This window comes from Eubacterium sp. CAG:156, from assembly GCF_000434315.1.
In the GTDB taxonomy this organism is placed as follows: Bacteria; Bacillota; Clostridia; order Lachnospirales; family Lachnospiraceae; genus Eubacterium_U; species Eubacterium_U album.
Genome location: NZ_FR878109.1, coordinates 12,659 through 38,243 on the forward strand (window position 1 = coordinate 12,659; position 25,585 = coordinate 38,243).

The following is a 25,585-nucleotide window of genomic DNA, read 5'->3' on the forward strand; positions in this document are numbered from 1 at the left end:
ACATGGAGGAATTTAATAATGGATTTTACATTAAGTAAGAAACATGAAATGGCTCAGAGCCTTTTCAAAGAATTTGCCGAAAATGAAGTAAAACCTCTTGCACAGGAAACAGATGAAAATGAACAGTTCCCTGTAGAGACAGTTGAAAAAATGGCAAAAAATGGTTTCCTTGGTATCCCAGTTCCTAAGGAATATGGTGGACAGGGATGTGATCCTTTAACATACGCTATGTGCGTTGAAGAATTATCAAAGGTTTGTGGTACAACAGGTGTTATCGTTTCAGCACATACATCACTTTGTATCGATCCTATTATGACATTTGGTACTGAAGAACAGAAGCAGAAATACGTAGTTCCACTTGCAAAAGGTGAAAAATTAGGTGCTTTCGGTTTAACAGAACCAGGTGCTGGTACAGACGCACAGGGACAGCAGACAAAGGCTGTTTTCGATAAAGAAACAAATGAATGGGTATTAAATGGTTCAAAATGTTTTATTACAAATGGTAAATATGCAGATATTTATATCATCATTGCAGTTACAGGTAAAGTTGAAAAACGTGGTAGAATGATGAAAGAAATTTCAGCATTCATCGTTGAAAAAGGAACACCTGGATTTTCATTTGGTACAAAAGAAAAGAAGATGGGTATCCGTGGTTCAGCAACATACGAATTAATCTTTGAAGATTGCCGTATTCCAGCAGAAAACTTACTTGGTAAGCAGGGTAAAGGTTTCGGTATCGCTATGCATACACTTGATGGTGGACGTATTGGTATCGCAGCTCAGGCTCTTGGTCTTGCAGAAGGTGCTTTAGAAACAACTATTGCATACGTAAAAGAAAGAAAACAGTTCGGTAGAACAATCGGACAGTTCCAGAATACACAGTTCCAGTTAGCAGACATGGCTACTAAGGTAGAAGCTGCTAAGATGCTTGTATACAAGGCAGCTAAGGCTAAAGAAACACAGAAGACATATTCTGTAGAAGCAGCTCAGGCTAAATTATACGCAGCAGAAGTTGCAATGGAAGTTACAACAAAGGCTGTTCAGTTACACGGTGGTTATGGTTATATCAGAGAATATGACGTTGAGCGTATGATGCGTGATGCTAAGATCACAGAAATCTACGAAGGAACTTCAGAAGTTCAGCGTATGGTAATTTCTGCAAACTTATTAAAATAATTTAGGAGGTACTTATCGTGAAAATTGTCGTTTGTGTAAAACAGGTACCTGATACAAAGGGTGGAGTTAAATTCAATCCAGATGGTACATTAGATAGAGGTGCAATGCTTACAATTATGAACCCTGATGATAAAGCAGGTCTTGAAGCAGCACTTAGATTAAAAGATCAGTATGGCGCAGAAGTAACAGTAGTTACTATGGGTCTTCCAAAGGCTGAAGAAGTTCTTCGTGAAGCTATGGCTATGGGAGCTGATAAGGGAATCTTAGTAACTGATAGAGTTTTAGGTGGAGCTGACACATGGGCTACATCAACAACAATCGCAGGTGCTATCAGAAACCTTGATTATGATATTATTATTACAGGACGTCAGGCTATCGATGGTGATACAGCTCAGGTTGGACCACAGATTGCTGAACATCTTAACATTCCTGTTATCTCATATGCACAGGATATTAAGGTTGATGGAGATAGCGTAATTGTAGAACGTCAGTATGAAGACAGACATCACGTAATTAAAGCTCAGATGCCTGTATTAATTACAGCACTTTCAGAATTAAATGATCCTCGTTATATGACTCCAGGTGGAATTTTTGATGCTTATGATGCAGAAATTACAACATGGGGAAGAGCAAATCTTGTTGATGTAGAAGATGGAGACCTTGGATTAAAGGGTTCACCTACAAAGATTGCTAAAGCATCTGATAAAGTTCGTAAAGGCGCTGGAGAAAAAGTTACTCCAGATAGCCCGGCTGAAGCAGTTGATTACATCATGGATAAGCTTTTAACAAAGCACGTTATTTAATTAGAGAGGAGATTTAATCATGCAGAATATAAATTTAGAAGATTATAAAGGCGTATATGTCTTCGCTCAGCAGGTAGATAACGAATTAAGCTCAATCGCGTTCGAACTCCTCGGAGAAGCAGGAAGACTCGCAAAACCATTAAATACAGAAGTTACAGCAGTACTTCTTGGATCAAACGTTGGAAATCTTGTAGATCAGTTAGCTGAATATGGCGCTGACAAGGTTATCGTAGTAGATGATCCTGAACTTGAAACATATAGAACAGAACCATATGCACATGCTTTAGCAGAAGTTATCAACAAATATAAACCTGAAATTATGTTAGTTGGTGCAACAGCAATTGGTAGAGATTTAGGTCCTACAGTTTCAGCTAGAGTTGCAACAGGTTTAACAGCTGACTGTACATTACTTGAAATTGGTGACTTCCCATTAGTTGCTATTCCAGGTAAGGAACAGAAACACAATCAGTTATTAATGACTCGTCCGGCATTTGGTGGAAACACAATTGCTACAATCGCTTGTCCTGATAACCGTCCTCAGATGGCTACAGTACGTGCAGGTGTTATGCAGAAGGCTGAACCAAAGCCAGGTGCTAAGGCAGAAGTTATTGAATTCAATCCAGGATTTACACCTAACAACAAATATGTTGAAATCATGGATGTAGTTAAAGAAGTTGCTGAAACAGTTAACATCATGGACGCTAAGATTTTAGTATCTGGTGGACGTGGAGTTGGAAGCAAAGAAAACTTCAAGATTCTTGAAGATTTAGCAGAAGCTCTTGACGGAACAGTTGCATGTTCTAGAGCAGTTACAGATAACGGTTGGTTACCAGTTGACAGACAGGTTGGACAGACAGGTAAGACAGTTCGTCCACAGGTTTACTTCGCAATTGGTATTTCTGGAGCAATCCAGCACGTTGCAGGTATGGAAGAATCAGATCTTATTATTGCTATCAATAAAGATGAAGATGCTCCTATCTTTGATGTAGCTGATTATGGTATCGTTGGTGATTTAAACAAAATCGTACCACAGCTTACAGAAGCTATTAAGGCTGCAAAGGCTAATGCATAATTAAATATAATATACGTTAAGTTATATTAACATATTTAGGAATCTCCGCATCTTTGGATGCGGGGATTTTTGACTTCTCGACATCATGTATAATAAATCCTCAATTATTCATATAAAATTAATATAGAAAAAAGAGTGAAACTTTGTTATAATTTTGTGGTTACAATAGTAATAAAAATAAAGAAAGGAAGTATAAGATGACAAACAAGTTATCTATACAAAGGAGAAAATGTTAGAAAAAATATTCAAACTTAAAAAAAACAATACTTCTGTAAAAACTGAAGTTATTGCGGGTATTACAACATTTATGACAATGGCATATATTCTTGCTGTAAACCCTAACATCTTAAGTGCCTCAGGAATGGACAAAGAGGCTATTTTGATTGCTACATGTATAGCATCATTTGTTGGAACAATGTGTATGGCATTTATGGCAAATCTTCCATTTGCCTTATCAGCAGGTCTTGGATTAAATGCATACTTTGCTTACACAGTATGTGGAGAAATGGGATATTCATGGCAGATTGCTTTATTTGCGGTATTTGTAGAAGGTATTATATTTATAATTCTTTCATTAACAAATGTACGTGAAGCAATTTTTGATGCTATTCCTCTTAATCTTAAAAAGGCAGTATCAGTAGGTATTGGTTTATTTATTGCATTTATCGGATTACAGAATGCAGGATTAGTAAATGATTCAGAATCTACACTTGTTACAATTACAGATTTTACAAGTAACTTCCATACAGCAGGAATTTGTGCATTATTAGCAGTAATCGGTGTATTTATTACAGCTATTCTTTACATTAAGAGAGTAAAAGGTTCAATCTTAATAGGTATCGTTTCAACATGGGTTTTAGGAATTATTTGTGAACTTACAAAGATTTATGTTCCTGATAACGAAAGCTTTTTCTCAGTAATTCCAACACATTTTGTAAGCTTTGATTTTTCAGCTTTAGGAGAAACTTTTGGACAGTGCTTTAAACTTGATTTTAAAGCAGTAGGAATTGTTAACTTTATTATTGTAGTATTTGCATTCCTCTTTGTTGATTTATTTGATACATTAGGAACAATTATTGGCGTTAGTACAAAGGCTGGAATGCTTGATGAAAATGGAAAGCTTCCTAACATTAAACCAGCTCTTATGTCAGACGCTATTGCTACATCAGCAGGTGCTATTTTAGGTACATCAACAACAACAACATTCGTAGAATCTTCAGCAGGTGTTGCAGAAGGTGGTCGTACAGGTTTGACAGCAGCAGTAACAGGTTTATTATTCCTTGTTTCAGTTGTTCTTTCACCATTATTTATTACTATTCCATCATTTGCTACAGCACCGGCATTAATTATGGTAGGATTCCTTATGTTTGGAGCAGTAACAGATATTAAATTTACAGATGATAATTTGACAGATGCAATCCCTGCATATCTTTGCATTATTGCAATGCCATTGTTCTATAGTATCTCAGAAGGTATCTCAATCGGAATTATTTCATATGTATTATTAAATGCTATTTGCGGTAAAGCAAAAGAAGTAAAACCATTGATGTACATTCTTGCAGTATTATTCGTATTAAAATATATATTCTTATAAGAAGAAAAAATAGAATTTAAGAAAAAAACAGAAAAACAAAAGGCCTTTGTCATTATTAGATGTCATCAATATGTTAGAAAAAAACTAATTATTGATAGTCATTGTGGCAGAGGTCTTTTTGATGAAAAATAAATTTTGGGATAGTTGAATTAAAATAATGTATAAGATATTTATAAAATTCAAAAAATCTTAAAGAAATATTTATGTTTTTAATGTCGAAAATTGTTATTATACTATTTAGATAAGCAGAAAGAAGGTACGATATGTCAAGAAGAGCAGAAAACTTAAGAAGAAAAAGACAAAGAAAAATAATGTTAATTAGAAAATATATAAGATTTACATTTTGCTGTGTACTTATAGTAGTTTTGGCATTTGCAATTAATTATCTAAAGAAAAATATGAATAACATATCTGAAAGCGGAAATAGTGGCGGAAATGATGTAAAAAAAATAAAAGAATCAAAAGAGGAATCAGCAAAAGATGTAATAAAAAACTATGCAGAAAAACATGGTTACACTTTAGAGGATTATCCGGAAAATATACAAAAATTATTTGAAAGAAATAAAGAAACAAAAGATTTTGTCTTGAAATATCCTGAAAAAAAGGGAAAAGCATACGATATTGATTTTTCAAAATATAAGAAAACTACAGAGGTTCCGCTATTTATGCAATGGGATCAGAGATGGGGTTATTATACATACGCAGGTGATTGTATGGGAATTACAGGCTGTGGACCGACATGCCTTTCGATGGTGGCTGTTTATGTGACAGGAAATATAAAATATACTCCGAAAATGATTGCGGATTTTGCAATGAAAAATGGATATGCAGATGAAGAAAATGGTTCAGCATGGTCACTTATTTCAGAAGGTGGCAGGCAGCTTGGCATGCAAGTTATAGAAATACCGTTAGATGAACAAAGAGTAAAAGATAATTTGGAAGTAGGTAATCCAATTATATGTGTAGTAGGACCAGGAGATTTTACGACACAGGGACATTTTATAGTATTAACTAAATATAAAGATGGAAAAGTAAGAGTTAATGATCCTAACAGTAAAGCAAATTCAAATAAGCAATGGGTGTTTGAAGATATAAAAGACCAGATAAAAAATCTATGGGTTTTAAGATAAATTAAAGGATTAAAAATAAAAAATGAAAGAAAATTTGAATTTTAAAGCAGGAGATATAAATAGATTAGAGGATATTTTTAAATTGTATGTTGATGCAAGAAGGACTAAAGGATGTACATGGACAGAAGAATATCCAACAAAAGAAATAATAAAAAATGATATTTTAAGAGGGGATAGTTTTGTTATAGTTAATGAAAAAAACAATGAGATAATAGCAGCAATTTCAATAGATGATGATAAGTTAGTAGAAGAACAGAAATGCTGGTCAAAAGAACTAAAACCGGCAGGGGAACTGGCAAGACTGGTAATAGCTGAAGAATATAGAGGTAATGGACTTGCAGGAAATTTGATACAAGGAGCCATGGAAAACTTACAAAAAAGAAAATATAAGGGAGTACATTATCTGGTAAGCCCAAATAACGCTAACGCACTGAGAGCATATAAAAAAATGGAATTTAATGATTGTGGAAGAATATTTTTGTATGACCATGAATGGATATGCTATGAAAGGGGAATATAAAAAGGTATAAATATAATAAAAAGTGTAGAAAAGGTGCAATAAAAAAGAATAACATTAAAAAATGATTCAAAAAACAATAAAAAAGTATAAAAAGCATAATAAAAAAGTTACCAGATTAGTAATTGAGTTTTGTTGAATAAAACTGTATATGTAGTATAATATTCATATGGAATAACGGAAAATTAATATTCAATTTAGAAAAATTATAATAATGACTATAGATTGATTATAAATGCGAGATAATAATGACTGGAGGACATATGAAGAAAACGGTTTTAGTTGTTGAAGACCAGGAAATGAACAGAGAAATTCTTAAAGCCTTATTAGAAGACAGATATACTGTTATTGGGGCTGAGAATGGTCTTGAGGCATTAGAAATTTTAAAAACAGACAGTGAACGTATTTCTGCAATTTTATTAGACATTGTAATGCCGGTTATGGACGGATATGGATTTCTTGAAGAATTTAAGAAAGAACCGGAATATAATAAAATACCTGTAATTGTAACAACAGATAAAGATGCGGATGAAACGGAAGAGAAGGCCTTGGCTTTAGGCGCTAATGATTTTGTAAATAAGCCATATAATATCAAAGTATTGCTTAGAAGAATCGATAATCTTATCGATATGAAAGAATCTATTTACAGACTTAGAGATGCTGAAAGAGATTCTTTGACAGGAGCTTATAACAGAAAGGCTTTTTATAGAAAGGCAAAAGAAATAATAAAAAGTAATCCGGAAGAAAAATATCAAATTATTGCGTCAGATATAGAAAAATTTAAATATTTTAATGATGCATTTGGATGGAAAGAGGGAGACAGCCTTTTAAAATTTTATACTGAGATGCTAAATGGAATATTTGAAAATAAGGATGTGGTGTTTGCCCGTGCCCATTCAGATATTTTTTACTTTTTATCTAAGGAATCCGATAATATAATTAATACTTTAATATATGCTACGAAGATGGTATATCAGAGATTTTATGAAGCAAAAATAAGTTTTAAATTTGGTGTATACAATATTGAAGATAAGAGCATCATTATAAATTCTATGTGCGATAATGCTATTGCAGCATGTAATCAGGCTAAATTCACATATGATCATGATGTGTACATATATGACGATGCATTAATGAGTAAAAATCAGCAGAATATTCAGATTACAAAAACTATGAAACAATCTCTTATGAATGAGGATTTCAAGGTGTATTATCAGCCTAAATATGATATTCAGACTAATAAGATGATTGGAGCAGAGGCACTTATAAGATGGCAACATCCGGAATTAGGATTTATTTCGCCGGGTGAATTTATTCCGATATTTGAAGAAAATGGATTTATTACTGAACTCGATATATATATATGGGAGCATGTATGTGGATTCATTGAGAAAATGAAGAATGAACACAATAAGATTCTTCCGGTATCTGTCAATGTATCAAGAAAAGATATTTACAAAGAAGGACTTCCGGAGATTCTTAAAAGTATGGTTGAAAGACATAATCTATCACCTACATACTTACACTTAGAAATTACAGAATCAGCATATATGGAAAATACTGAAAATATTTTAGAAGTAGTCAGAAGATTAAAAGAATATGGATTTATTATAGAGATGGATGACTTTGGAAGTGGATATTCATCATTGAATATTTTAGCTAAACTTCCAATAGATATAATTAAGCTTGATATGAAATTCATTCAGAATGAACAGAAAAATAAGAATAGCCATAATATTATAAGTTCAATAGTAAATCTGGCAAAATGGATGAATCTTATAATTGTAGTCGAAGGTGCAGAGACAGAAGAACATATTCAGTATTTGAGAAGATTAAAATGTAATTTTGTACAGGGATATTATTTCTCAAGACCGATACCTGAACAGGAATTTAAAAATAAATTATTAAGTGAAGATATAATTCCAATTTTTAATTTAAAGAGTTATAAAGAGTACAAGAAATTATCAATAGATGACCAGAACGGCGAGGCAGAAGTGATAGTCCTTGTGGATGAATTACAAAGAAACCGTGAAATGTTTAGAAACTATCTGGATACGGAATATAGATTTGTAGAGTTTGACAATGAAGAAGAAGCTTATCAATTTATAAAGAAGAATTATTACAACATTATTTTAACAGTTGTAGATACTAATATAAATGAAGAAGATAAGTTCCATTTGCTTCATGAAATGAAAAAGAATGATAAACTGGATGAAATACCCGTATTGTACACAACAGGAGATAATGAAAATCTGTATAGAGATATAGCCATTAAGAATGGTGCAGACGGCATGTTATTTAAGCCATACGATAAATATGAATTAAATAATACGGTTGAAAGATTATTTGAAGAGCATCGTAAAAAGGTAATTCAGAAATTACGAGTTGTTGAAGGTCAGGTTAAACTTGATACAATGACAGGACTTCTTAACAGAAAAGAGTTTGAAAGACAGGTAAGATTGTTCTTGAGCAGTTCAGGAAAAGAAGCTATATTCCTTATGATTGATATTGATAATTTTAAGGGAGTAAATGATAGTCTTGGACACATTATGGGTGATCAGGCAATAATTAATGTGGCCAATATTCTTGACAGTGCTTTTTCAGAAGAAAATTTATCGTGTAGATTTGGTGGAGACGAATTTGCTGTATTTATAAAGCGTGGAATGACAATAGATGAACTTAATAACGAAATGGAAATATTGAGAAATAAACTACGTATTAATGTGGGAGAAATGAAGATTTCATGTTCAATAGGTGTTGCAATGTTTCCGGCTCATGCGACAGAATATAAAGAACTTTACAGATGTGCTGACATGGCACTTATTCAGGCTAAGAAATTAGGAAAGAATCAGTTCCAGATATATACAGGTAATGAAGAAATGTCAATGCCTATAGATGTTAGAAACATGGGATGGCTTATTGAAGAATCACATGAAATTATATTTATATGCAATGAAAAAACAAAAGAATTATTGTATATGAATCGTGCAGCAAAGGAAGAATTAACTTCTGATAAAACAAAAGAACTTATTGGATTAAAATGTCATGAGACAATATGGGATTCGAATGCACCATGTGAACATTGTGATAAATTCTGTAATGAACTTATTAAAGAAGTTGACGTTAAGAATGAGGATACAGGTAAGACATATAATATTAGAATAAGAAAAGTACCTTGGAATTCAGGGTATGCGCTTATACATTTTGCAGAAGATATTACAAAGAAAATACAGGATGATAATATTATTAATGGAATGCTTGATAATATTAGATTTGGACTGGAAGAAGAAAAATACATATATTGGCACGTATCAATGGATACCAATATTTGCGATTTAGGAACAAAGACAAAAGAAACATTTAATGTAGAAGCGGATAATGTTGATTATATAGAATTTATTAAGGGAAATGTAATCGTAAATGAAGACGTTGATAAATTTATTGAATTCTATAAACAAACAAAATTACAGAAAACAAATAAAAAAATTCAGATAAATTGTTTTGACAAGGATGGAAAAGTAAGAAAAGCTTTATTAAGTCATATTGTTTTATACACACCAACTGAAAAAAACAATGGAGTAATTGGATTGCTTAATTATATTGATTAAATGAAGTTGCAAAGATTATAATTTTATGCAGATAATTAAAGTTTTGCAAGTGTTTAGTTAATATTAAACAGGCAGTAAATATTACAAGAAAATCTGAATCTGTAAATACTTTAAATAATCTGAATTTTGACACCTACATTTATATATTGTATAATGTGTGTGTTTGCAGCTATAAGGAGCCGTAAGGCTCCTTATGTTATATATCGGGGAAGAGAAAATGATATATAAAGACTATATGTGAGTATGTAGTTGGTGCATACAAAGGCTTCTATAGTTTATATAAGTCAAAGAGGTATCACTTTTATATAAGAGAATTTCAATGAACAAAGGATTATGGGTATCCTTAATTAACCCAAATATAAAAAGGAGGAAATAAATGTTCGGATTAAAAAAAGATAAAAAACCGGAAGCACAAGTGTTTGTTGACTATGAACATTGGTATTATGCATACAGAAATAAGTTTCAGATGAAGCCTAATATTGAAGAGTGGATTGAAGAACTAAAACAGGAATATAATATTACAAGATTGTATGTTTTTGGGGATTTTTCAAAATATAATATAGGAAATGATTTAGAAAGATTAAAAGGAATTACTAAGAATATTATACATACAGCCAGCGATAAAGAAGGCGTTGATAAAGATTTTACGGATGTGATTATTTTAGATGCGATTTATAGAAGTGCTGCAAAAAAGGACAAAACTAAAGTATATGTTTTATTTACAGGGGATGCGCATTTTACTAAAGTTGCAGAATACTTAAAGGAAATAGGCAAAAAAGTTATTATTTATGGGGTTAAATATTCATTTAGCAATAAACTTAAATCAGTCGCAACAAGTTATGTCGAGATGCCAAGACAGTCACAGGAAAAACATCATTATAATGAACTTATTCTAAATAGTTTATATAAACAGAAACAGAAAAATCGTTCAGTTGTTACATATTGGAAGACCATTCAGTGTGTAGCGGATTACAATAAAGTTCCTAAGGATAAAGTAAGGATTGCTGTTGATGGTTTGATAAAACAAAAATATTTATATAAGGAAGATAAGAAATTTAAGAGAGGAAAAGTTGTTTCCATATTAAAGGCAGATTGGGATAAGATTTCAAATGATGGCATTTGGGAGAAGGAATAAAAATTCCGTTTATCTAAAAGCAAATTCCACAGCACGATGGAAGAGTGAAATTTAAAATTTTAATTTTGGAAGGAATAAAAATATTAAAAAACAGTTGATTTTTTTGCTACAAAAAGTTAGTATAGAAAAAGATTAATTATTTATAAGACGTTGAGAGGAAGAAGTAACTTAATTGTACTTGCAAGAGAGTAATCGGTTGGTGTGAGATTATGAAGTAGATTTTGTGAAATACATCCTGGAGTTACAACCTGAAAAGAAATGAGTAGGGAATGTCGGGAGCACCCGTTATAGCGCAAGAGTGTGTTTGCACTCGTAGAGGAAGATTTCGTGAGAAATTTTTATTTAGAGGTGGTACCGCAGTTAATGCCCTCTGTATCGTAAGATGCAGAGGTTTTTTTTATGTATGGCAAGGTCATATTTATGAATCTAAGCTTAAAAAATGCAATTTTAATTTTCGCAGATAATAGAAAATTGCATATCGGTATCAAAAATTTAATAAGTATCCTAATAACTTGAAACACTTATAAAGAAATTTAATGAATTTTAATTTAAGAAAGGAAAAAAAGATGACAATTTATGATGAATTAGTAGCACGTGGTCTTATAGCCCAGGTTACAGATGAAGAAGAAATTAAAGAATTAATTAACACAGGAAAAGCAACATTTTATATTGGATTTGATCCTACAGCAGATTCACTTCATGTAGGTCATTTTATGGCTTTATGTCTTATGAAGAGATTACAGATGGCAGGCAACAGACCTGTTGTATTGCTTGGTGGTGGAACAGGATACATAGGTGATCCTTCAGGACGTAACGATTTACGTCAGATGCTTACACCTGAAACAATTGAACATAACTGCGAATGTTTTAAGAAGCAGATGGAAAGATTTATTGATTTTGGAGAAGGTGGAGCTATTGCAGTAAACAATGCTGATTGGTTATTAAAACTTAACTACATTGATGTATTACGTGAAGTAGGACCATGTTTCTCAGTTAACAATATGCTTCGTGCAGAATGCTACAAGCAGAGAATGGAAAAAGGTTTAACATTCCTTGAATTTAACTATATGATTATGCAGTCATATGACTTTTATCATTTATTTAAAGAATATGGATGTAACATGCAGTTTGGTGGAGATGATCAGTGGTCAAATATGTTGGGTGGTACAGAATTAATCCGTCGTAAACTTGGAAAAGATGCTTATGCCATGACAATTACACTTCTTATGAATTCAGAAGGAAAGAAAATGGGTAAGACAGCTAACGGAGCAGTATGGCTTGACGCTAATAAAACATCTCCATTTGAATTTTACCAGTACTGGAGAAATGTAGGAGATAAAGACGTATTAAAATGTATCCGTATGTTAACATTCCTTCCACTTGAAGAAATTGATAAGATGGATGAATGGGAAGGAAGCCAGTTAAATAAAGCAAAAGAAATTCTTGCATTCGAACTTACAAAGATGGTTCATGGTGAAGAAGAAGCAAAGAAAGCTGAAGAAGCATCAAAGGCATTATTTGCAGGTGGTGGAGATGATTCAAATATGCCAACATCTACAATTACACCGGATCAGTTAACAGATGGTGGAATTGGAATCATGGATTTAATGGTAACTTGTGGATTAGCAGGAACAAAGAGTGAAGCAAGAAGACTTGTACAGCAGGGTGGCGTATCTGTTAATGATGAAAAAGTTTCTGACATAGGCTTTGTTGTTACGGAATCAATGTTAAAAGAAGGAGCAAAGATTAAAAAAGGCAAAAAGAAATTCCATAAGGCAATTATGGACTAAGATTTAATTCAGAATCGATAATACAAAAAGTAGAACACTTATTACATTCTAGGTAATTATGGTAAGAAATTTCCATAGAATGTAATAAGTGTTTTTTTAGGTATGTTTATGAACGGAAAAATAGAAAATTTATTGAATGTTGCCTTGGAAGCTAATATTCAGGAATTAGATAAATGCCGGGAACTATCAGCAGGTTTTAATCCAATAGATAACTCCTGGGATTTGATTATAAGGTTCACGGGAACTCCGGATTTTTTAGAAAAATATAATGGAATACAATATGAAATATTGTCAAATAATTTTGCAATATTATCTGTGCCAAAAGAAACTATTGATAAACTTGCTGAGGATGACAGTGTTATTTATATTGAAAAAGCAAAACCGTTATATTTTGCAGTTATAAATAACAGAAGTGAAGCATGTGTTACAAATGCACAGAATCAGTTTGGTATATATGGAGAAGGGGTAATTATTGCGGTAATAGACAGTGGAATAGATTATGCAAATTCAGCATTTATAGATGAATTTGGGGAAACTAGAATTATTGAGATTTGGGATCAGACAATAGGGAATGGCGAAAATACATACGGTTTTAACAGAGGAACATTTTATACGGATAGTCAGATAAATGCAGCAATAAATGCACCGGATTTTAGAGAAAGATATGAAATTGTACCATCAAGAGATTATTCAGGACATGGAACTCATGTAGCAGGTATTGCTGCAGGAAATTTTGCAAACGATAAAAGAAATAATATCGGAATAGCAACTAAAAGCAAATTGTTAATTGTTAAATTGGCGACACCGAGAGAAAATTCGTTTCCGACAACAATAGAACTTATGGAGGCAATTGATTATGTAACAAGGAAAGCAGAAGAGCTGAAAATGCCGATTGTTATAAATTTAAGCTTTGGAAATAACTATGGTTCTCATGATGGCACATCATTGCTTGAAACATATATTAACGAGATATCTGCAAGGGAAAGAATATCCGTTGTAATAGGTTCAGGAAACGAAGGAAATGCGGGGGGACATACAAGTGGAAAAATCGATACAGGTGAAACAGAAAATATAGAATTTGCAGTATCAAATTATCAAAATTCCCTTAATTTGCAAATATGGAAGTCTTATGCAGATATATTTGAAATAGAATTAATTTCACCAACAGGCGAAAGTACCGGAATTTTTACTGATGCAAATGAAGTTATGAAATATAATATCTCTTCAGATAGAACAAGGTTGATGGTATATTATGGAACACCTAAACCTTATAGCATATATCAGGAGGTATATGTTCAATTCGTGCCTGAAGATATGTATATTCAGTCAGGTATTTGGACTGTGAGGATAACATCGGTTAAATCAGTGTTAGGAGCGTATAATATGTGGTTGCCTGTTGAGGCTTCATTAGGGACAAATACAAGGTTTTTAAATCCTATACCTTACACTACGTTGACAATTCCATCAACTGCTTCTAAAGCAATTACTGTAGGAGCGTATGATAGTAACAGGCAGACATATGCAGACTTTTCAGGAAGAGGATTTACAAGAGAAACAAATCAAATTAAACCGGATATTGTAGCACCGGGAGTAGATATAATATCTGCAGCAGTTGGCGGAGGACTTTCAGTAAAAAGTGGGACTTCAATGGCAACCCCATTTGTTTCAGGGGCAGCAGCATTGCTTATGGAATGGGGCATAGTTAATGGAAATGACAAGTATTTATATGGAGAAAAACTTAAGGCTTATCTGATAAGAGGAGCAAGGAAAATAGATGGATTTGAAAAATGGCCTAATCCTATGATGGGATGGGGAGCATTATGTATTAGAAGTAGTATACCGAGATGATGTTTGAAATTTGTACTATAGGACTATAGACTTTATGGACAGATAATGGTATAGTTGTCTAGTTAACCGTTTAAAGTTGTTTATTTTATAAAGTAAATTGCGTGGCATACAACATATGCCAATTAATTAGTGGGATATATTTTGATATTTGAATTTGATAATACGTTAGTTTGTAGTTATATATACATTTGGAGGAATAATGATGAAGAAGACAGGAATTTTAACTGATAGTCATAGCGGAATAACACAGGAAGAAGCTAAAAAACTTGGGATATATGTGTTGCCAATGCCATTTTACATTAATGATCAATGTCATTACGAAGGTAAAGATATAAGTAGAGAAGAATTTATAGAATTGCTTAAAAACGATGAGAATGTAAGTACATCACAGCCATCACCTGAGGCAGTTATGAACTTATGGGATGAAATTTTAAAAGAATACGAAGAATTAGTTTATATACCAATAAGCAGTGGACTTAGTGGCTCATGTTCAACAGCAATGGCTATGGCACAGAATGATGATTATGAGGGCAAAGTTTTTGTAGTTGATAACGGAAGAGTTTCAACGCCTATGAAACAGTCTGTTTTAGATGCAATCGAGTTGTTAAATGAAGGTTGTAGTGCGAAGGAAATAAAGAACAGACTTGAAGATGCAAAAGGAAAAATGGGAATTTTTGTTGCTGTAGATGATTTGAAATATTTAAAGAAAGGTGGAAGAATTTCATCTAGTGTAGCACTTGTAGGTGGAATGCTTAAAGTTAAGCCAATTTTAAAATTTGATATTGGTACACTTGATTCTTTTAAAAATTGTAGAGGATTGATAAAGGCAAAAACAGTAATGATAGAGGAAGTGAAAAGAATAGTTACAACAGACTATGCAGAAGACTTTGAAAAAGGAAATGTACATATTTTAGCAGCATCAAGTGCTGATGAAGAAGAAACAAAGAAGTGGGTTAATGAAATACAGGAAGCTTTCCCTGGAATAAAAGTGTTATGGGATTATTTACCAATGGGAATAACATGTCATATTGGACCGGGAGGACTTGGAATAGGATATTCTGTAAGACCATAAAGATGTAAATATTTATTATTATGAAGATATTGTATTAAAAGTAAAATTTTCTTAACACGTTTTAGTACAATTTTATACATAGATAGTTGAAAGAGATAGCAAAATTATGATATAATTTGCATATAATATATGTGGAGGTGATTATAATGTTATCTATACAGGAATCAATAAGACCATCTGCTGATTTAAGAAATCATTATAATGAAATATCTAAGCAGTGTAAGGAAAATAAAGAAGCAGTAATTATTACAGTAAATGGTAGAGGAGATACAGTTTCTCTATCATATGAAGAATATAAAAATATGAAAGCACGAATAGAGTTGTTAGAAGTGCTAGCTGAAGCAGAGGATGATGTAAAAAATGGTAGGGTTGCCCCGATAAGTGATACATTTGATGATTTACGTAAAATGTTTCAGGAGGGGTAAGTGATGAAATATGAGGTGATAAGAACTGATACAGCTGATGCAGGAATTAGAAAAATAATACTATATATTGCTCAGAATTTTGGAAATACGGTTGCACTTGAAAAACTAGATGATATTGAAAAGAGAATTCTTCAGTTAGGTGAAGATCCATATATTGGAACAAATCCAAGATATTCTATACTTAGGCGACAGGGCTATAAAGTACTTATTTTAGAAAAAAATTTAGTTTTTTATAAAATTGATGAAGTAAACAAGCAGGTAGTTGTATATGCAGTTATAGATCAACGACAGGATTATTTGAATATTATACAAGGTTTATAAATTAATAAAAAGTTTTAAATTGAATAAAAATGTTAAAGGGAATCCTTCTTAACGAGTATGTTAAGGAGGATTTCCTGTATTTAGAGAATGTTTTTATGTCAGATTTATAGTAAAGAAAAATTGTTTATAGGTCAGGTTTATATTGTAGAAAATTTAAAATAGTTTCAGGTGTGACGGGATGATTGTAAGAGTTAATTTACTAATCACATTCCGTGTTACATATGTGAATGTGTAAAAAGCATGAATGATATAAAAAATATAGTCAAAAATAAGTAAAAAGGAGATATAAAATGAAAGATAAAATTTTTGGCGTATTACAGCGAGTAGGAAGATCATTTATGCTTCCAATAGCAATTCTACCGGTTGCAGGTTTATTGCTTGGACTTGGTAGTTCATTTACGAATGAAACAATGTTAAAGACATACGGACTTTGGAATGTAATGGGACCGGGAACATTATTTAATGCTATATTTCAGGTTATGAGTGATGCAGGGAATATAGTATTTGCTAATCTACCTATTATATTTGCAATGGGCGTTGCCATTGGTATGGCTAAGAAAGAAAAAGAAGTTGCAGCACTGTCGGCAGCAATAACATTTTTTATAATGCATGCATCAATTGGCGCAATGATAACAATTAACGGCGGAGCAGAAAAAATGTTAGAAGGTGCTACAGCTGATGTTGTGGGCATAACTTCTCTTCAGATGGGAGTTTTTGGCGGTATTATTGTAGGATTAGGAGTTGCAGCATTGCATAATAAATTTTACAAAATACAGTTGCCACAGGTGCTATCGTTTTTTGGAGGAACAAGATTTGTCCCTATTATATGTTCTTTGGTATATACGTTAGTAGGTATTTTAATGTTCTTTATATGGCCTGTAATTCAAAGTGGTATATATTCCGTTGGTGATTTAGTACTTAATTCAGGATATGCAGGAACCTGGGTGTATGGATTTATGGAAAGATTATTGATTCCATTTGGTCTTCATCATGTATTTTATCTTCCGTTCTGGCAGACAGGTGTTGGTGGAACGATGGAAGTTGGAGGACAGCTAATAGAAGGTGCTCAAAATATATTTTTTGCACAGCTTGCTGATCCTACAGTTACTGAATTTTCAGTTTCAGCGACAAGATTTATGTCAGGAAAATTTCCTCTTATGATTTTTGGGCTTCCGGGTGCTGCACTTGCAATGTATAAAACGGCAAAACCAGAGAAAAAGAAAGAAGTTGAAGGACTTTTATTATCAGCTGCGCTTACATCCATGATTACCGGAATTACAGAGCCGTTAGAATTCACATTCCTTTTTGTTGCACCTTTACTTTATGGCATACATTGTGTATTTGCGGGACTTGCATATATGCTTATGCATGTATTTAAAGTTGGTGTAGGGATGACTTTTTCAGGCGGTCTTATTGATATGTTTCTTTTTGGTATAATGCAGGGAAATGCAAAGACAAACTGGATATGGATTGTTATAGTAGGTGTGGTATATTTTATTGTCTATTATCTGTTGTTTAGTTTTTTAATAAATAAACTTGATTTAAAAACACCGGGAAGAGATGATAGTGATGAAGTTAAATTATATAGAAGAAGTGATGTCGAAGCAAAGAAAAAAGGTGAAGCAAAAGCAGATAATGTAAATTCGTCAGATGAATTATCAGAAATGATTTGCAAAGGACTAGGTGGAAAGAAAAATATATCAGATGTAGATTGTTGTGCCACAAGACTTAGATGTACGGTTTATAAAGCAGAATTAGTAAATGATTCATTACTAAAAAATACAGGAGCGTCAGGGGTTGTCCATAAAGGAAATGGTGTGCAGATTATTTATGGACCAAGAGTAACAGTTATTAAATCTAATTTTGAGGATTATCTGGAAACAGCTCCAAATATAGAGTATAATAAAAAAGATAATGCCGTTAAAAATGAAGACAAAGAAGATGATATTTTTAATGAAGATAAAGACAAAAAGAAAATAGTTAAATCAATTGTAATTTCAAGTCCTATTACAGGAATATCTGCAAATTTGGATACAGCAGCAGATGAAGCATTTGCAAGTAGAATGATGGGAGATGGCGCGATAGTCACTCCGACAGATGAAATTGTTGTGGCACCTGATGATGGAGAAATTATATTTGTATTTGATACTAAACATGCAGTAGGGTTTACAACTAAAGATGGAATAAGTATGATTATTCACATTGGAATTGATACTGTAAAATTAGGCGGACAGGGATTTAGCGTATTAGTAAAAGCAGGTGACAAAATGAAAAAAGGTGATACAATAATGAAACTTGATTTAGAATATTTAAAACAAAATGCACCATCAGTTGCTTCACCTGTTATATGTACTGAATTAGCTGACAATCAGAAAATCAGATTAGTTGCAGAAGGAAAAATAAATGCAGGCGAAGAGTTATTTGCAATTGATTTTTATGAGTAAAATACGAATGTATTAAGATATGTATAGATATGCATATTTACAAAAATACAATTGGAGAATTATATAAATTATGAGAACAATACTTTATGCTTTATTTGGATATATTTCAGGTAGTGTTTTATATGCTAAAAAATTTATGAAATTATTTAATAAAGAAGAATTAATTGAAGAAAGTAAAGATAAGAATCCGGGAACAGCAAATGCATTTATGTACGGAGGAATGACTTGTGGAATCATGACACTTATATGTGAACTTTTAAAGGGAATTGTACCGGTACACATGTATATAAATGGAGCAACACCACAGGAAATGGGAATAATTCCGCTAGCAATTGTTTTAACTATGCCTGTTGTTGGCCATGTGTGTTCTATGTTTGACAATTTCCATGGAGGAAAAGGAATTGCCGTAACATTTGGATGCCTGTTAGGGCTAGCACCTGATATAAAGGCTGTAATTATTTTGGCATTATTTTTTATATTTTACTCACTAATATTTAGAGTAATTCCACATTTTTACAGAACAATAGTTACTTATGTGAGTACATTGGCGGGACTATTCATATTAAATGAAAATCAGGCAGTGAATATTGGATTTTTATTTATTACATTAGTTGTGTTAGTAAGACTACATCAAAGTACAGAAGTTAGAGAAAAGTTAAGGATTAAATTATTATGGATGCGTTAATATTATCATGTGGCACAGGCGGTGGACATAATGCAGCAGGTGCAGCTATAAAAGAAGAACTAATTAAAAGAGGATATAATGTTAAATTTTTCAATCCATATGCTTTAAAAAGTAACAGGCTTGCAAGAGTTATAGACAGGGCATACGTAGGACTTGTACAGAAAGCTCCAAATGTATTTGGAGTTGTGTATAAAATTGGAAATGCTTACAGAAAACTTCCTTTTCATTCTCCGGTCTATTATGCAAATGGAAGAATTGCAGCAATAATAGAAGATTATATTCAAAAAAACAAATGCGACATAATAATTATGCCACATTTGTTCCCGGCAGAAATCATAACTCAAATGAAAAGAAAAGGATATGAACTTCCACCTACAGTTTTTGTTGGAACTGATTATACATGTATTCCGTTTACAGAGGAAACAGAATGTGATTATTATGTTATTCCTGCCAAGGATTTGGAAAAAGAATATATTAAGCGTGGGATAAAAAAAGAAAAATTAAGAACTTTTGGAATTCCGGTTAGAGAGGTATTTGATCATAGCATTAATATGGATGAGGCTAAACTAGAACTTGGACTTAGTGTTAGTAACAGATATATTTTGGTATCAGGCGGAAGCATTGGTGCGGGAAATGTTGAAAAAGTTGTAAAGAATTTATCCGATTATTATGATGGAACAAATGTAAAACTAATAATAATTTGTGGAAATAACAAAAAACTTTTGAATAAACTTAAGGACAAATATAGTGAGAAATGTATTTTAATAGGTCATACGAACGATATTGCAAAATACATGATGGCAAGTAATTTAATTATCGGAAAACCCGGTGGGTTGTCTTCTACCGAGGCAGCAGTTGTAGGAAAGCCTTTTATCCATATTACACCTATTCCGGGGTGCGAAACTTACAACATGAGATATTTTTACAGCAAAGGAATGAGTATTCCGGTTAAAAGAATTACAGAAAAATTTGGAAAGATATGTGATAAAACAATGGAAGAAGACAATAAAAAGAAAATGATTTGTCAGCAGAAAAATAATATTTCAGCTAATGCAAGAATTCTTATTGGTGATATGGCTGATGAATTGTGTAAAACTAAATTGTAATTTGTAGTAAGTTTGTTTGATATCATATCGTATATTTTGCCAATATAATCATAAAAGTCAATGATATTTGAAAAAATCAAATATTGTTGGCTTTTTTTAAGTTCATTTAAGGTTGGCATTTTATTATATGACCATAAGATGAAACTCAGTTAGATAAGTGAAATGAAGTGTAAGATATGAGACATAAATTTTTAGTAGGAATTATGGCAGTAACAATGGTAGGTGCATCTCTTAGTGGGTGTGCAGGCAGTTCAGGAAAACAATCAAATGAAGAAAAGACTGTTTATGGACAGGTAAGCAAGGTATATGATGATGAAATAACTATAAAGCTTGGAACCTTAAATGTATAGCGAATTATATTATAAAAATTTACTTCAAATAAAAAACGGAATTGGAAAAATCCAACTCTGTTTTTATTTGATTAAACAACGTTCTTGATTTTAGACCATTTGCCATAAATCTTTTTACCATTTACAGTAGTTCCGTCATCTGATAAAACAATAGAAGTTTCAGTCCCAGTAGTATCAGCATAAACTGATTTTAGGTTAATACATCCAATTCCCAAAGAAACTATATTTAATGATAATATTGTTGATAAAATTAATTTGTCTGATTGTTTCATATAACAAATCCTCCTTTTAATATTTTAATTGTTGTACATATAATAGAATGCGAAACTAAAATGAACTTTAAATGGCAGTCGGTGTTGAAAAATAATCTAAATTTAATTAAAATTTATTGTGTAATAACAGATAAAAATAAAATGAGTAAGGTTAATTTTTTATAATAAATATTTTAGGTGGTTAATCCGATTAAAAAAGAAAATACATATTAGAAGAGGAGTAGAAAATTATGAATAAGGGAATAATATTTGATGTAGACGGAACAATTTTAGATTCAATGAAAATCTGGATGGATGCAGGAAAAATATATTTGGATAAGTTTGGAATTGAGGAAAAAGAAAATATTGCAGAGGTTTTATTTGATTTAACGATGGCTGAAGGTGCAAAATACATAAAAGAAACATATAAATTGGATAAAACTATACAGGAAATTATTGATGGAATAAACAGTGTTGTATATGAATTTTATGAAAATGAAGCAATGCCAAAGGATGGAGTGTTGGAATTTATAGAGTATTTATATGAAAATAAAATTCCAATGACAGTTGCAACATCTACAGACCGACCAATGATTGAAGCAGCTTTTAAGAGATTAGGTTTGGAAAAATATTTTAAGAAGATATTTACAACAACAGAGGTTGGAAAGGGAAAAGACAATCCGTTAATATTTGAAAAAGCAATGGAAGAAATGAAAAGCGATAAAGCAGGTACATGGCTTATGGACGATGCATTTTATTCATTGAATACAGCTTATAATAATGGAATTAATACAGTTGGAATATATGATGATTCTAGCAAATTGCATCAGGAAAAGGTTAAATCAGTATCTACAATCTATATTAAAGATTGGACTCAGGTAAAACAGTTAATTGCTGATATGAATTTGTAAAGCATATGAACATAAACTTATAAGCTAAATAACAATAATATATATAGATGATGTATAATTATTTATGATAATAATAAAATACAACTCCCACATATGGATTTTTTGTGTGCTAGAGATATTAACTTAAGTGCATTTGCAACTGCGTGCGTTATTAAGTTAATACCTCAAATCTGCACAATTTAAAACCTATATGTGGGAGTTTTTCTTGATTTCTATGAAAAAGAATGTATAATCATAAATAAATAGGTAGCGATGACTAACTATAGTTAGAAATACACAACGTAAAAGATTAATAAAAAATAGAGAGGAGTAAATATGTTTTTAGAAATCAAGGACATAAAAAAGAGTTTTGGAGACGATAAAAATAAGACAGAAGTGTTAAAAGGAATTAATTTTTCCGCACAAAAAGGTGATATTTGTGTACTGTTAGGACCTTCCGGTTCAGGTAAATCAACACTTTTGAATATTATTGGTGGAATAGACGAGGCAGATAGTGGAACTATAACAGTTAATGGAGAAGTTATTCAGAATATGAATGAAAAAAATCTTACGCAATATAGAAGAAAGCATTTAGGATATGTATTCCAAATGTATAATCTTATACCGAATTTGAATGTAAAAGAGAACATAGAAGTAGGAGCATATTTGAGTGATAATCCATTAGACATAGATGATTTGCTGAAAACGTTAGGCCTTTATGAACATAGACATAAATTGCCAAATCAGTTGTCAGGAGGTCAGCAGCAGAGAACATCAATTGGAAGAGCAATTGTAAAAAATCCAAGTATTTTACTTTGCGATGAACCTACAGGAGCGCTTGATTATAATACTTCTAAAGAAATACTAAAGCTGATTGAGGATGTTAATCATAAATATGGTAATACTGTAATTATGGTTACACATAACGACGCAATAAAAAATATGGCAGACAGGGTTATAAAATTGAGAGACGGACAAATCAGAAAAGATTACGTTAATGAAGAAAAAATTCCTGCTATGGAATTAGAGTGGTAGGAGGTTGTATGATGAAAAATCCGTTACATAAAAGACTTCCAAGACAGTTAAAAAGCGAATTTGGAAAATATGTGGTTATTTTTCTACTTCTTATAGGCTCAATTGGGTTCATTTCAGGATTCCTTGTTGCGGCAAAGAGCATCAGCAAAACATATGATGAAAGCTTTAAAGTATACAACATTGAAAATGGTAATTTTGAAATGTTGTCTCCATTAAGTGATGAGGCGATAAATGAAATAGAAAATCAAGAAAAAATTTCCATATATAATAATTATTACATAGAAGAAGATACTGATACAAATTTAAATGATAAATATGACAGTACACTTAGAATATTTAAAGACAGAAAGAAAGTTAATAAAGTATGCCTCATGGAAGGTAAAAAGCCGGATAATAAAGATGAAATTGCCATAGACAGAATGTATGCAAATAATAACGATGTTGAAGTTGGTGATTACATTAAAGTTTCGGATAAGAAATTAAAAGTCACAGGTTTTGTAGCTTTATCAGATTATAGTGCATTATTCTCAAATAATGGAGACTTAATGTTTGATGCAGTAAAATTTGGTGTCGCAATAATGACAGATGATGGATACAATCAGTTCGGAGATGAGCACAAATTTTACAGTTATTCATGGAAATATGATAAAGAGCCTTCCACAGAGAAAAAAGAAAAGAAGGTATCAGATAAGTTATTAGAAGTTATAGCTTCTAAAGGAATTGTGAAAAATTTCATTCCAAGATATACAAACAATGCAATTAATTTTACAGGTGATGATGTAGGAAGTGACAGAGGAATGATGATTGCTTTACTATACATTCTAATTGTAATAATTGCATTTATATTTGCAGTAACAATAACAAATACAATTAATAAAGAAGCAACGATAATAGGAACTCTTAGAGCGTCAGGATATTCAAAAAGAGAAATAACAGCTCATTATATGGAAATTCCATTAATAGTTACGATTATTTCAGCTATAATAGGAAATATACTTGGATATACGGTATTTAAATATGTATGTGTCGGAATGTATTATGGAAGTTATAGTCTTCCAACATATACAACGGTATGGAGTGCAGAAGCATTTGTGCTTACAACACTTGTTCCGTTTATAATAATGCTTGTTGTAAACTACGTGTTTATAAGAAAGAAACTTAGACTTTCACCAATGAAGTTTATAAGAAATGATTTATCAACTTCAAAGAAAAAGAAAGCTATAAGATTACCACATTTTAAGTTTTTTAACCGTTTCAGAATTAGGGTTATCATTCAGAACAGATATAATTATCTGACTTTATTTGTTGGAATCATATTTGCAAATTTGTTGCTTTTATTTGGATTAATGCTTCCGGCTTTGCTTGATTCGTACAATGACAGCATAATTGAACATATGGCTGCAAAGTATCAGTATGTATTGAAAACACCTCTTGAAACAGAAACAAAAGATGTAGAAAAATATTTTATGAGTACAGTTGAAAAAACAGGCGATAATGGGGAAAAAGACGATATATCAGTATATGGAATATCAGATGACAGTAAATATTTATCGATGGATTTTGAGAGTGGAAAGGTCTATGTTTCAGATGTATTTGCAGATAAGTATAGATTGAAAAAAGGTGATAAATTTACTTTAAAAGAAAGCTATGGAACTAAAAAACATACTTTTGAAATTGGTGGAGTTTATGAATATCCTATAGGACTTACGATATTTATGAATAAAAAAGATTTTTGCAAAGAGTTTAATGTAAAAGACAATGAATTTACAGGATATTTTTCAAATAAAAAAATAAAAGATATTGAGCAGGAGTACATTTATTCTGTTATTACTCAGGATGATTTAACTAAAATGGCAAGGCAGATGGATGTATCAATGGGCAGCATGATGAACATGGTAAACATTGTATCAGTTCTTTTATCAATGCTTGTAATGTATCTTTTAATTAAGCTTGTTATAGAAAAGAACAGTTTATCGATTTCTATGGTAAAAATTTTAGGATATGATAATAATGAAATAAGAAAACTTTATCTGACTGCAACGACATGGGTTGTAATCGCATGCGTAGCATTAAGCATTCCGGTTGTAGTATGGATTATAAAAGATTTGATTTACAGACCGATGATGATGGAAATGAAAGGATGGATTATATTGAAAATGGATCCGATTGTATATGGTGAAATGTTTATTCTTGGCATGTTAGCATATGCAGTAGTTTCATTCCTCGAATTTAGAAAAATTAAGAAAATACCTATGACAGATGCATTGAAAAATGTAGAATAACAAAAATTCCCACAGATTAATTCTTAATTGTGAGGGTTTGTGATATTAACT

General features: G+C 31.8%; 21 protein-coding genes and 1 other annotated feature. Of the genes, 20 read left to right on the top strand and 1 reads right to left on the bottom strand.

Going from position 1 to position 25,585, the window contains the following annotated elements; all coding sequences use genetic code 11:
* The first annotated feature begins 18 nt into the window (after positions 1-18).
* The 17 genes from ABMA45_RS00230 (at position 19) to ABMA45_RS00310 (ending at position 21,076) form a co-directional block, all read left to right on the top strand.
* Positions 19-1,176 carry an acyl-CoA dehydrogenase gene (locus ABMA45_RS00230; RefSeq protein ID WP_022087878.1) on the top strand — a complete coding sequence of 386 codons (1,158 nt, stop codon included), beginning with the start codon at positions 19-21 and terminating at the stop codon, positions 1,174-1,176.
* Positions 1,177-1,193: 17 nt separating this feature from the next.
* Complete coding sequence (locus ABMA45_RS00235) at positions 1,194-1,979, top strand: electron transfer flavoprotein subunit beta/FixA family protein (protein WP_022087879.1); 786 nt, start codon at positions 1,194-1,196, stop codon at positions 1,977-1,979.
* A 19-nt stretch (positions 1,980-1,998) separates the two neighbouring features.
* On the top strand, positions 1,999-3,051 hold the full coding sequence (locus ABMA45_RS00240; protein ID WP_022087880.1) for an electron transfer flavoprotein subunit alpha/FixB family protein: 1,053 nt from the start codon (positions 1,999-2,001) through the stop codon (positions 3,049-3,051).
* A 229-nt stretch (positions 3,052-3,280) separates the two neighbouring features.
* On the top strand, positions 3,281-4,645 hold the full coding sequence (locus tag ABMA45_RS00245; RefSeq protein ID WP_022087881.1) for an NCS2 family permease: 1,365 nt from the start codon (positions 3,281-3,283) through the stop codon (positions 4,643-4,645).
* Between the two features lie 263 nt (positions 4,646-4,908).
* Positions 4,909-5,775 (top strand): C39 family peptidase, encoded by an 867-nt coding sequence (locus ABMA45_RS00250; protein WP_022087882.1) that lies wholly within the window; start codon positions 4,909-4,911, stop codon positions 5,773-5,775.
* A gap of 22 nt (positions 5,776-5,797) precedes the next feature.
* Entirely contained in the window at positions 5,798-6,295 is a 498-nt protein-coding gene (locus tag ABMA45_RS00255; protein ID WP_022087883.1) for a GNAT family N-acetyltransferase, read from the top strand.
* A gap of 260 nt (positions 6,296-6,555) precedes the next feature.
* On the top strand, positions 6,556-9,900 hold the full coding sequence (locus ABMA45_RS00260; protein ID WP_022087884.1) for an EAL domain-containing protein: 3,345 nt from the start codon (positions 6,556-6,558) through the stop codon (positions 9,898-9,900).
* Positions 9,901-10,276: 376 nt separating this feature from the next.
* Complete coding sequence (locus ABMA45_RS00265) at positions 10,277-11,035, top strand: NYN domain-containing protein (RefSeq protein ID WP_022087885.1); 759 nt, start codon at positions 10,277-10,279, stop codon at positions 11,033-11,035.
* Positions 11,036-11,176: 141 nt separating this feature from the next.
* Positions 11,177-11,409 (top strand) — a binding site (T-box leader).
* A gap of 192 nt (positions 11,410-11,601) precedes the next feature.
* Complete coding sequence (gene tyrS / locus ABMA45_RS00270) at positions 11,602-12,825, top strand: tyrosine--tRNA ligase (protein WP_022087886.1); 1,224 nt, start codon at positions 11,602-11,604, stop codon at positions 12,823-12,825.
* A 108-nt stretch (positions 12,826-12,933) separates the two neighbouring features.
* Positions 12,934-14,673, top strand: coding sequence for a S8 family peptidase (locus ABMA45_RS00275; RefSeq protein ID WP_022087887.1), 1,740 nt, complete (start codon positions 12,934-12,936; stop codon positions 14,671-14,673).
* A 199-nt stretch (positions 14,674-14,872) separates the two neighbouring features.
* Positions 14,873-15,745 (top strand): DegV family protein, encoded by an 873-nt coding sequence (locus ABMA45_RS00280; RefSeq protein WP_347994345.1) that lies wholly within the window; start codon positions 14,873-14,875, stop codon positions 15,743-15,745.
* Between the two features lie 146 nt (positions 15,746-15,891).
* On the top strand, positions 15,892-16,170 hold the full coding sequence (locus ABMA45_RS00285; RefSeq protein WP_022087889.1) for a type II toxin-antitoxin system Phd/YefM family antitoxin: 279 nt from the start codon (positions 15,892-15,894) through the stop codon (positions 16,168-16,170).
* Between the two features lie 3 nt (positions 16,171-16,173).
* On the top strand, positions 16,174-16,491 hold the full coding sequence (locus ABMA45_RS00290) for a type II toxin-antitoxin system RelE/ParE family toxin (RefSeq protein WP_022087890.1): 318 nt from the start codon (positions 16,174-16,176) through the stop codon (positions 16,489-16,491).
* Positions 16,492-16,781: 290 nt separating this feature from the next.
* On the top strand, positions 16,782-18,935 hold the full coding sequence (locus tag ABMA45_RS00295; protein ID WP_022087891.1) for a PTS transporter subunit IIABC: 2,154 nt from the start codon (positions 16,782-16,784) through the stop codon (positions 18,933-18,935).
* 70 nt (positions 18,936-19,005) lie between these two features.
* On the top strand, positions 19,006-19,620 hold the full coding sequence (locus ABMA45_RS00300) for a glycerol-3-phosphate acyltransferase (protein ID WP_022087892.1): 615 nt from the start codon (positions 19,006-19,008) through the stop codon (positions 19,618-19,620).
* Positions 19,608-20,726 carry an MGDG synthase family glycosyltransferase gene (locus tag ABMA45_RS00305; protein ID WP_022087893.1) on the top strand — a complete coding sequence of 373 codons (1,119 nt, stop codon included), beginning with the start codon at positions 19,608-19,610 and terminating at the stop codon, positions 20,724-20,726. The genes ABMA45_RS00300 and ABMA45_RS00305 overlap by 13 nt, the downstream gene beginning before the upstream one ends.
* A 176-nt stretch (positions 20,727-20,902) precedes the next feature.
* Entirely contained in the window at positions 20,903-21,076 is a 174-nt protein-coding gene (locus ABMA45_RS00310; RefSeq protein WP_290849919.1) for a hypothetical protein, read from the top strand.
* A gap of 71 nt (positions 21,077-21,147) precedes the next feature.
* On the opposite strand, the gene ABMA45_RS00315 is transcribed toward ABMA45_RS00310, so the two are convergent.
* Entirely contained in the window at positions 21,148-21,348 is a 201-nt protein-coding gene (locus tag ABMA45_RS00315; RefSeq protein ID WP_022087895.1) for a hypothetical protein, read from the bottom strand.
* 230 nt (positions 21,349-21,578) lie between these two features.
* Here ABMA45_RS00315 and ABMA45_RS00320 point away from each other — a divergent pair, with 230 nt between their 5' ends.
* The 3 genes from ABMA45_RS00320 to ABMA45_RS00330 all read left to right on the top strand — a co-directional run bounded on the left by ABMA45_RS00320 (position 21,579) and on the right by ABMA45_RS00330 (position 25,534).
* Positions 21,579-22,238 (top strand): HAD family hydrolase, encoded by a 660-nt coding sequence (locus tag ABMA45_RS00320; protein ID WP_022087896.1) that lies wholly within the window; start codon positions 21,579-21,581, stop codon positions 22,236-22,238.
* A gap of 315 nt (positions 22,239-22,553) precedes the next feature.
* Entirely contained in the window at positions 22,554-23,252 is a 699-nt protein-coding gene (locus ABMA45_RS00325; protein WP_022087897.1) for an ABC transporter ATP-binding protein, read from the top strand.
* An 8-nt stretch (positions 23,253-23,260) separates the two neighbouring features.
* Positions 23,261-25,534, top strand: a complete 2,274-nt coding sequence (locus ABMA45_RS00330; protein ID WP_022087898.1) for an ABC transporter permease — start codon at positions 23,261-23,263, stop codon at positions 25,532-25,534.
* Positions 25,535-25,585: the final 51 nt, after the last annotated feature.

Bases quoted from the DNA above. Each gene is read 5' to 3' on its own strand.
- ABMA45_RS00230 (WP_022087878.1), top strand. From the start codon at position 19: ATGGATTTTACATTAAGTAAGAAACATGAAATGGCTCAGAGCCTTTTC.
- ABMA45_RS00240 (WP_022087880.1), top strand. From the start codon at position 1,999: ATGCAGAATATAAATTTAGAAGATTATAAAGGCGTATATGTCTTCGCT.
- ABMA45_RS00245 (WP_022087881.1), top strand. From the start codon at position 3,281: ATGTTAGAAAAAATATTCAAACTTAAAAAAAACAATACTTCTGTAAAA.
- ABMA45_RS00250 (WP_022087882.1), top strand. From the start codon at position 4,909: ATGTCAAGAAGAGCAGAAAACTTAAGAAGAAAAAGACAAAGAAAAATA.
- ABMA45_RS00255 (WP_022087883.1), top strand. From the start codon at position 5,798: ATGAAAGAAAATTTGAATTTTAAAGCAGGAGATATAAATAGATTAGAG.
- ABMA45_RS00260 (WP_022087884.1), top strand. From the start codon at position 6,556: ATGAAGAAAACGGTTTTAGTTGTTGAAGACCAGGAAATGAACAGAGAA.
- ABMA45_RS00265 (WP_022087885.1), top strand. From the start codon at position 10,277: ATGTTCGGATTAAAAAAAGATAAAAAACCGGAAGCACAAGTGTTTGTT.
- tyrS (WP_022087886.1), top strand. From the start codon at position 11,602: ATGACAATTTATGATGAATTAGTAGCACGTGGTCTTATAGCCCAGGTT.
- ABMA45_RS00275 (WP_022087887.1), top strand. From the start codon at position 12,934: ATGAACGGAAAAATAGAAAATTTATTGAATGTTGCCTTGGAAGCTAAT.
- ABMA45_RS00280 (WP_347994345.1), top strand. From the start codon at position 14,873: ATGATGAAGAAGACAGGAATTTTAACTGATAGTCATAGCGGAATAACA.
- ABMA45_RS00285 (WP_022087889.1), top strand. From the start codon at position 15,892: ATGTTATCTATACAGGAATCAATAAGACCATCTGCTGATTTAAGAAAT.
- ABMA45_RS00290 (WP_022087890.1), top strand. From the start codon at position 16,174: ATGAAATATGAGGTGATAAGAACTGATACAGCTGATGCAGGAATTAGA.
- ABMA45_RS00295 (WP_022087891.1), top strand. From the start codon at position 16,782: ATGAAAGATAAAATTTTTGGCGTATTACAGCGAGTAGGAAGATCATTT.
- ABMA45_RS00300 (WP_022087892.1), top strand. From the start codon at position 19,006: ATGAGAACAATACTTTATGCTTTATTTGGATATATTTCAGGTAGTGTT.
- ABMA45_RS00305 (WP_022087893.1), top strand. From the start codon at position 19,608: ATGGATGCGTTAATATTATCATGTGGCACAGGCGGTGGACATAATGCA.
- ABMA45_RS00310 (WP_290849919.1), top strand. From the start codon at position 20,903: ATGAGACATAAATTTTTAGTAGGAATTATGGCAGTAACAATGGTAGGT.
- ABMA45_RS00315 (WP_022087895.1), bottom strand. From the start codon at position 21,348: ATGAAACAATCAGACAAATTAATTTTATCAACAATATTATCATTAAAT.
- ABMA45_RS00320 (WP_022087896.1), top strand. From the start codon at position 21,579: ATGAATAAGGGAATAATATTTGATGTAGACGGAACAATTTTAGATTCA.
- ABMA45_RS00325 (WP_022087897.1), top strand. From the start codon at position 22,554: ATGTTTTTAGAAATCAAGGACATAAAAAAGAGTTTTGGAGACGATAAA.
- ABMA45_RS00330 (WP_022087898.1), top strand. From the start codon at position 23,261: ATGATGAAAAATCCGTTACATAAAAGACTTCCAAGACAGTTAAAAAGC.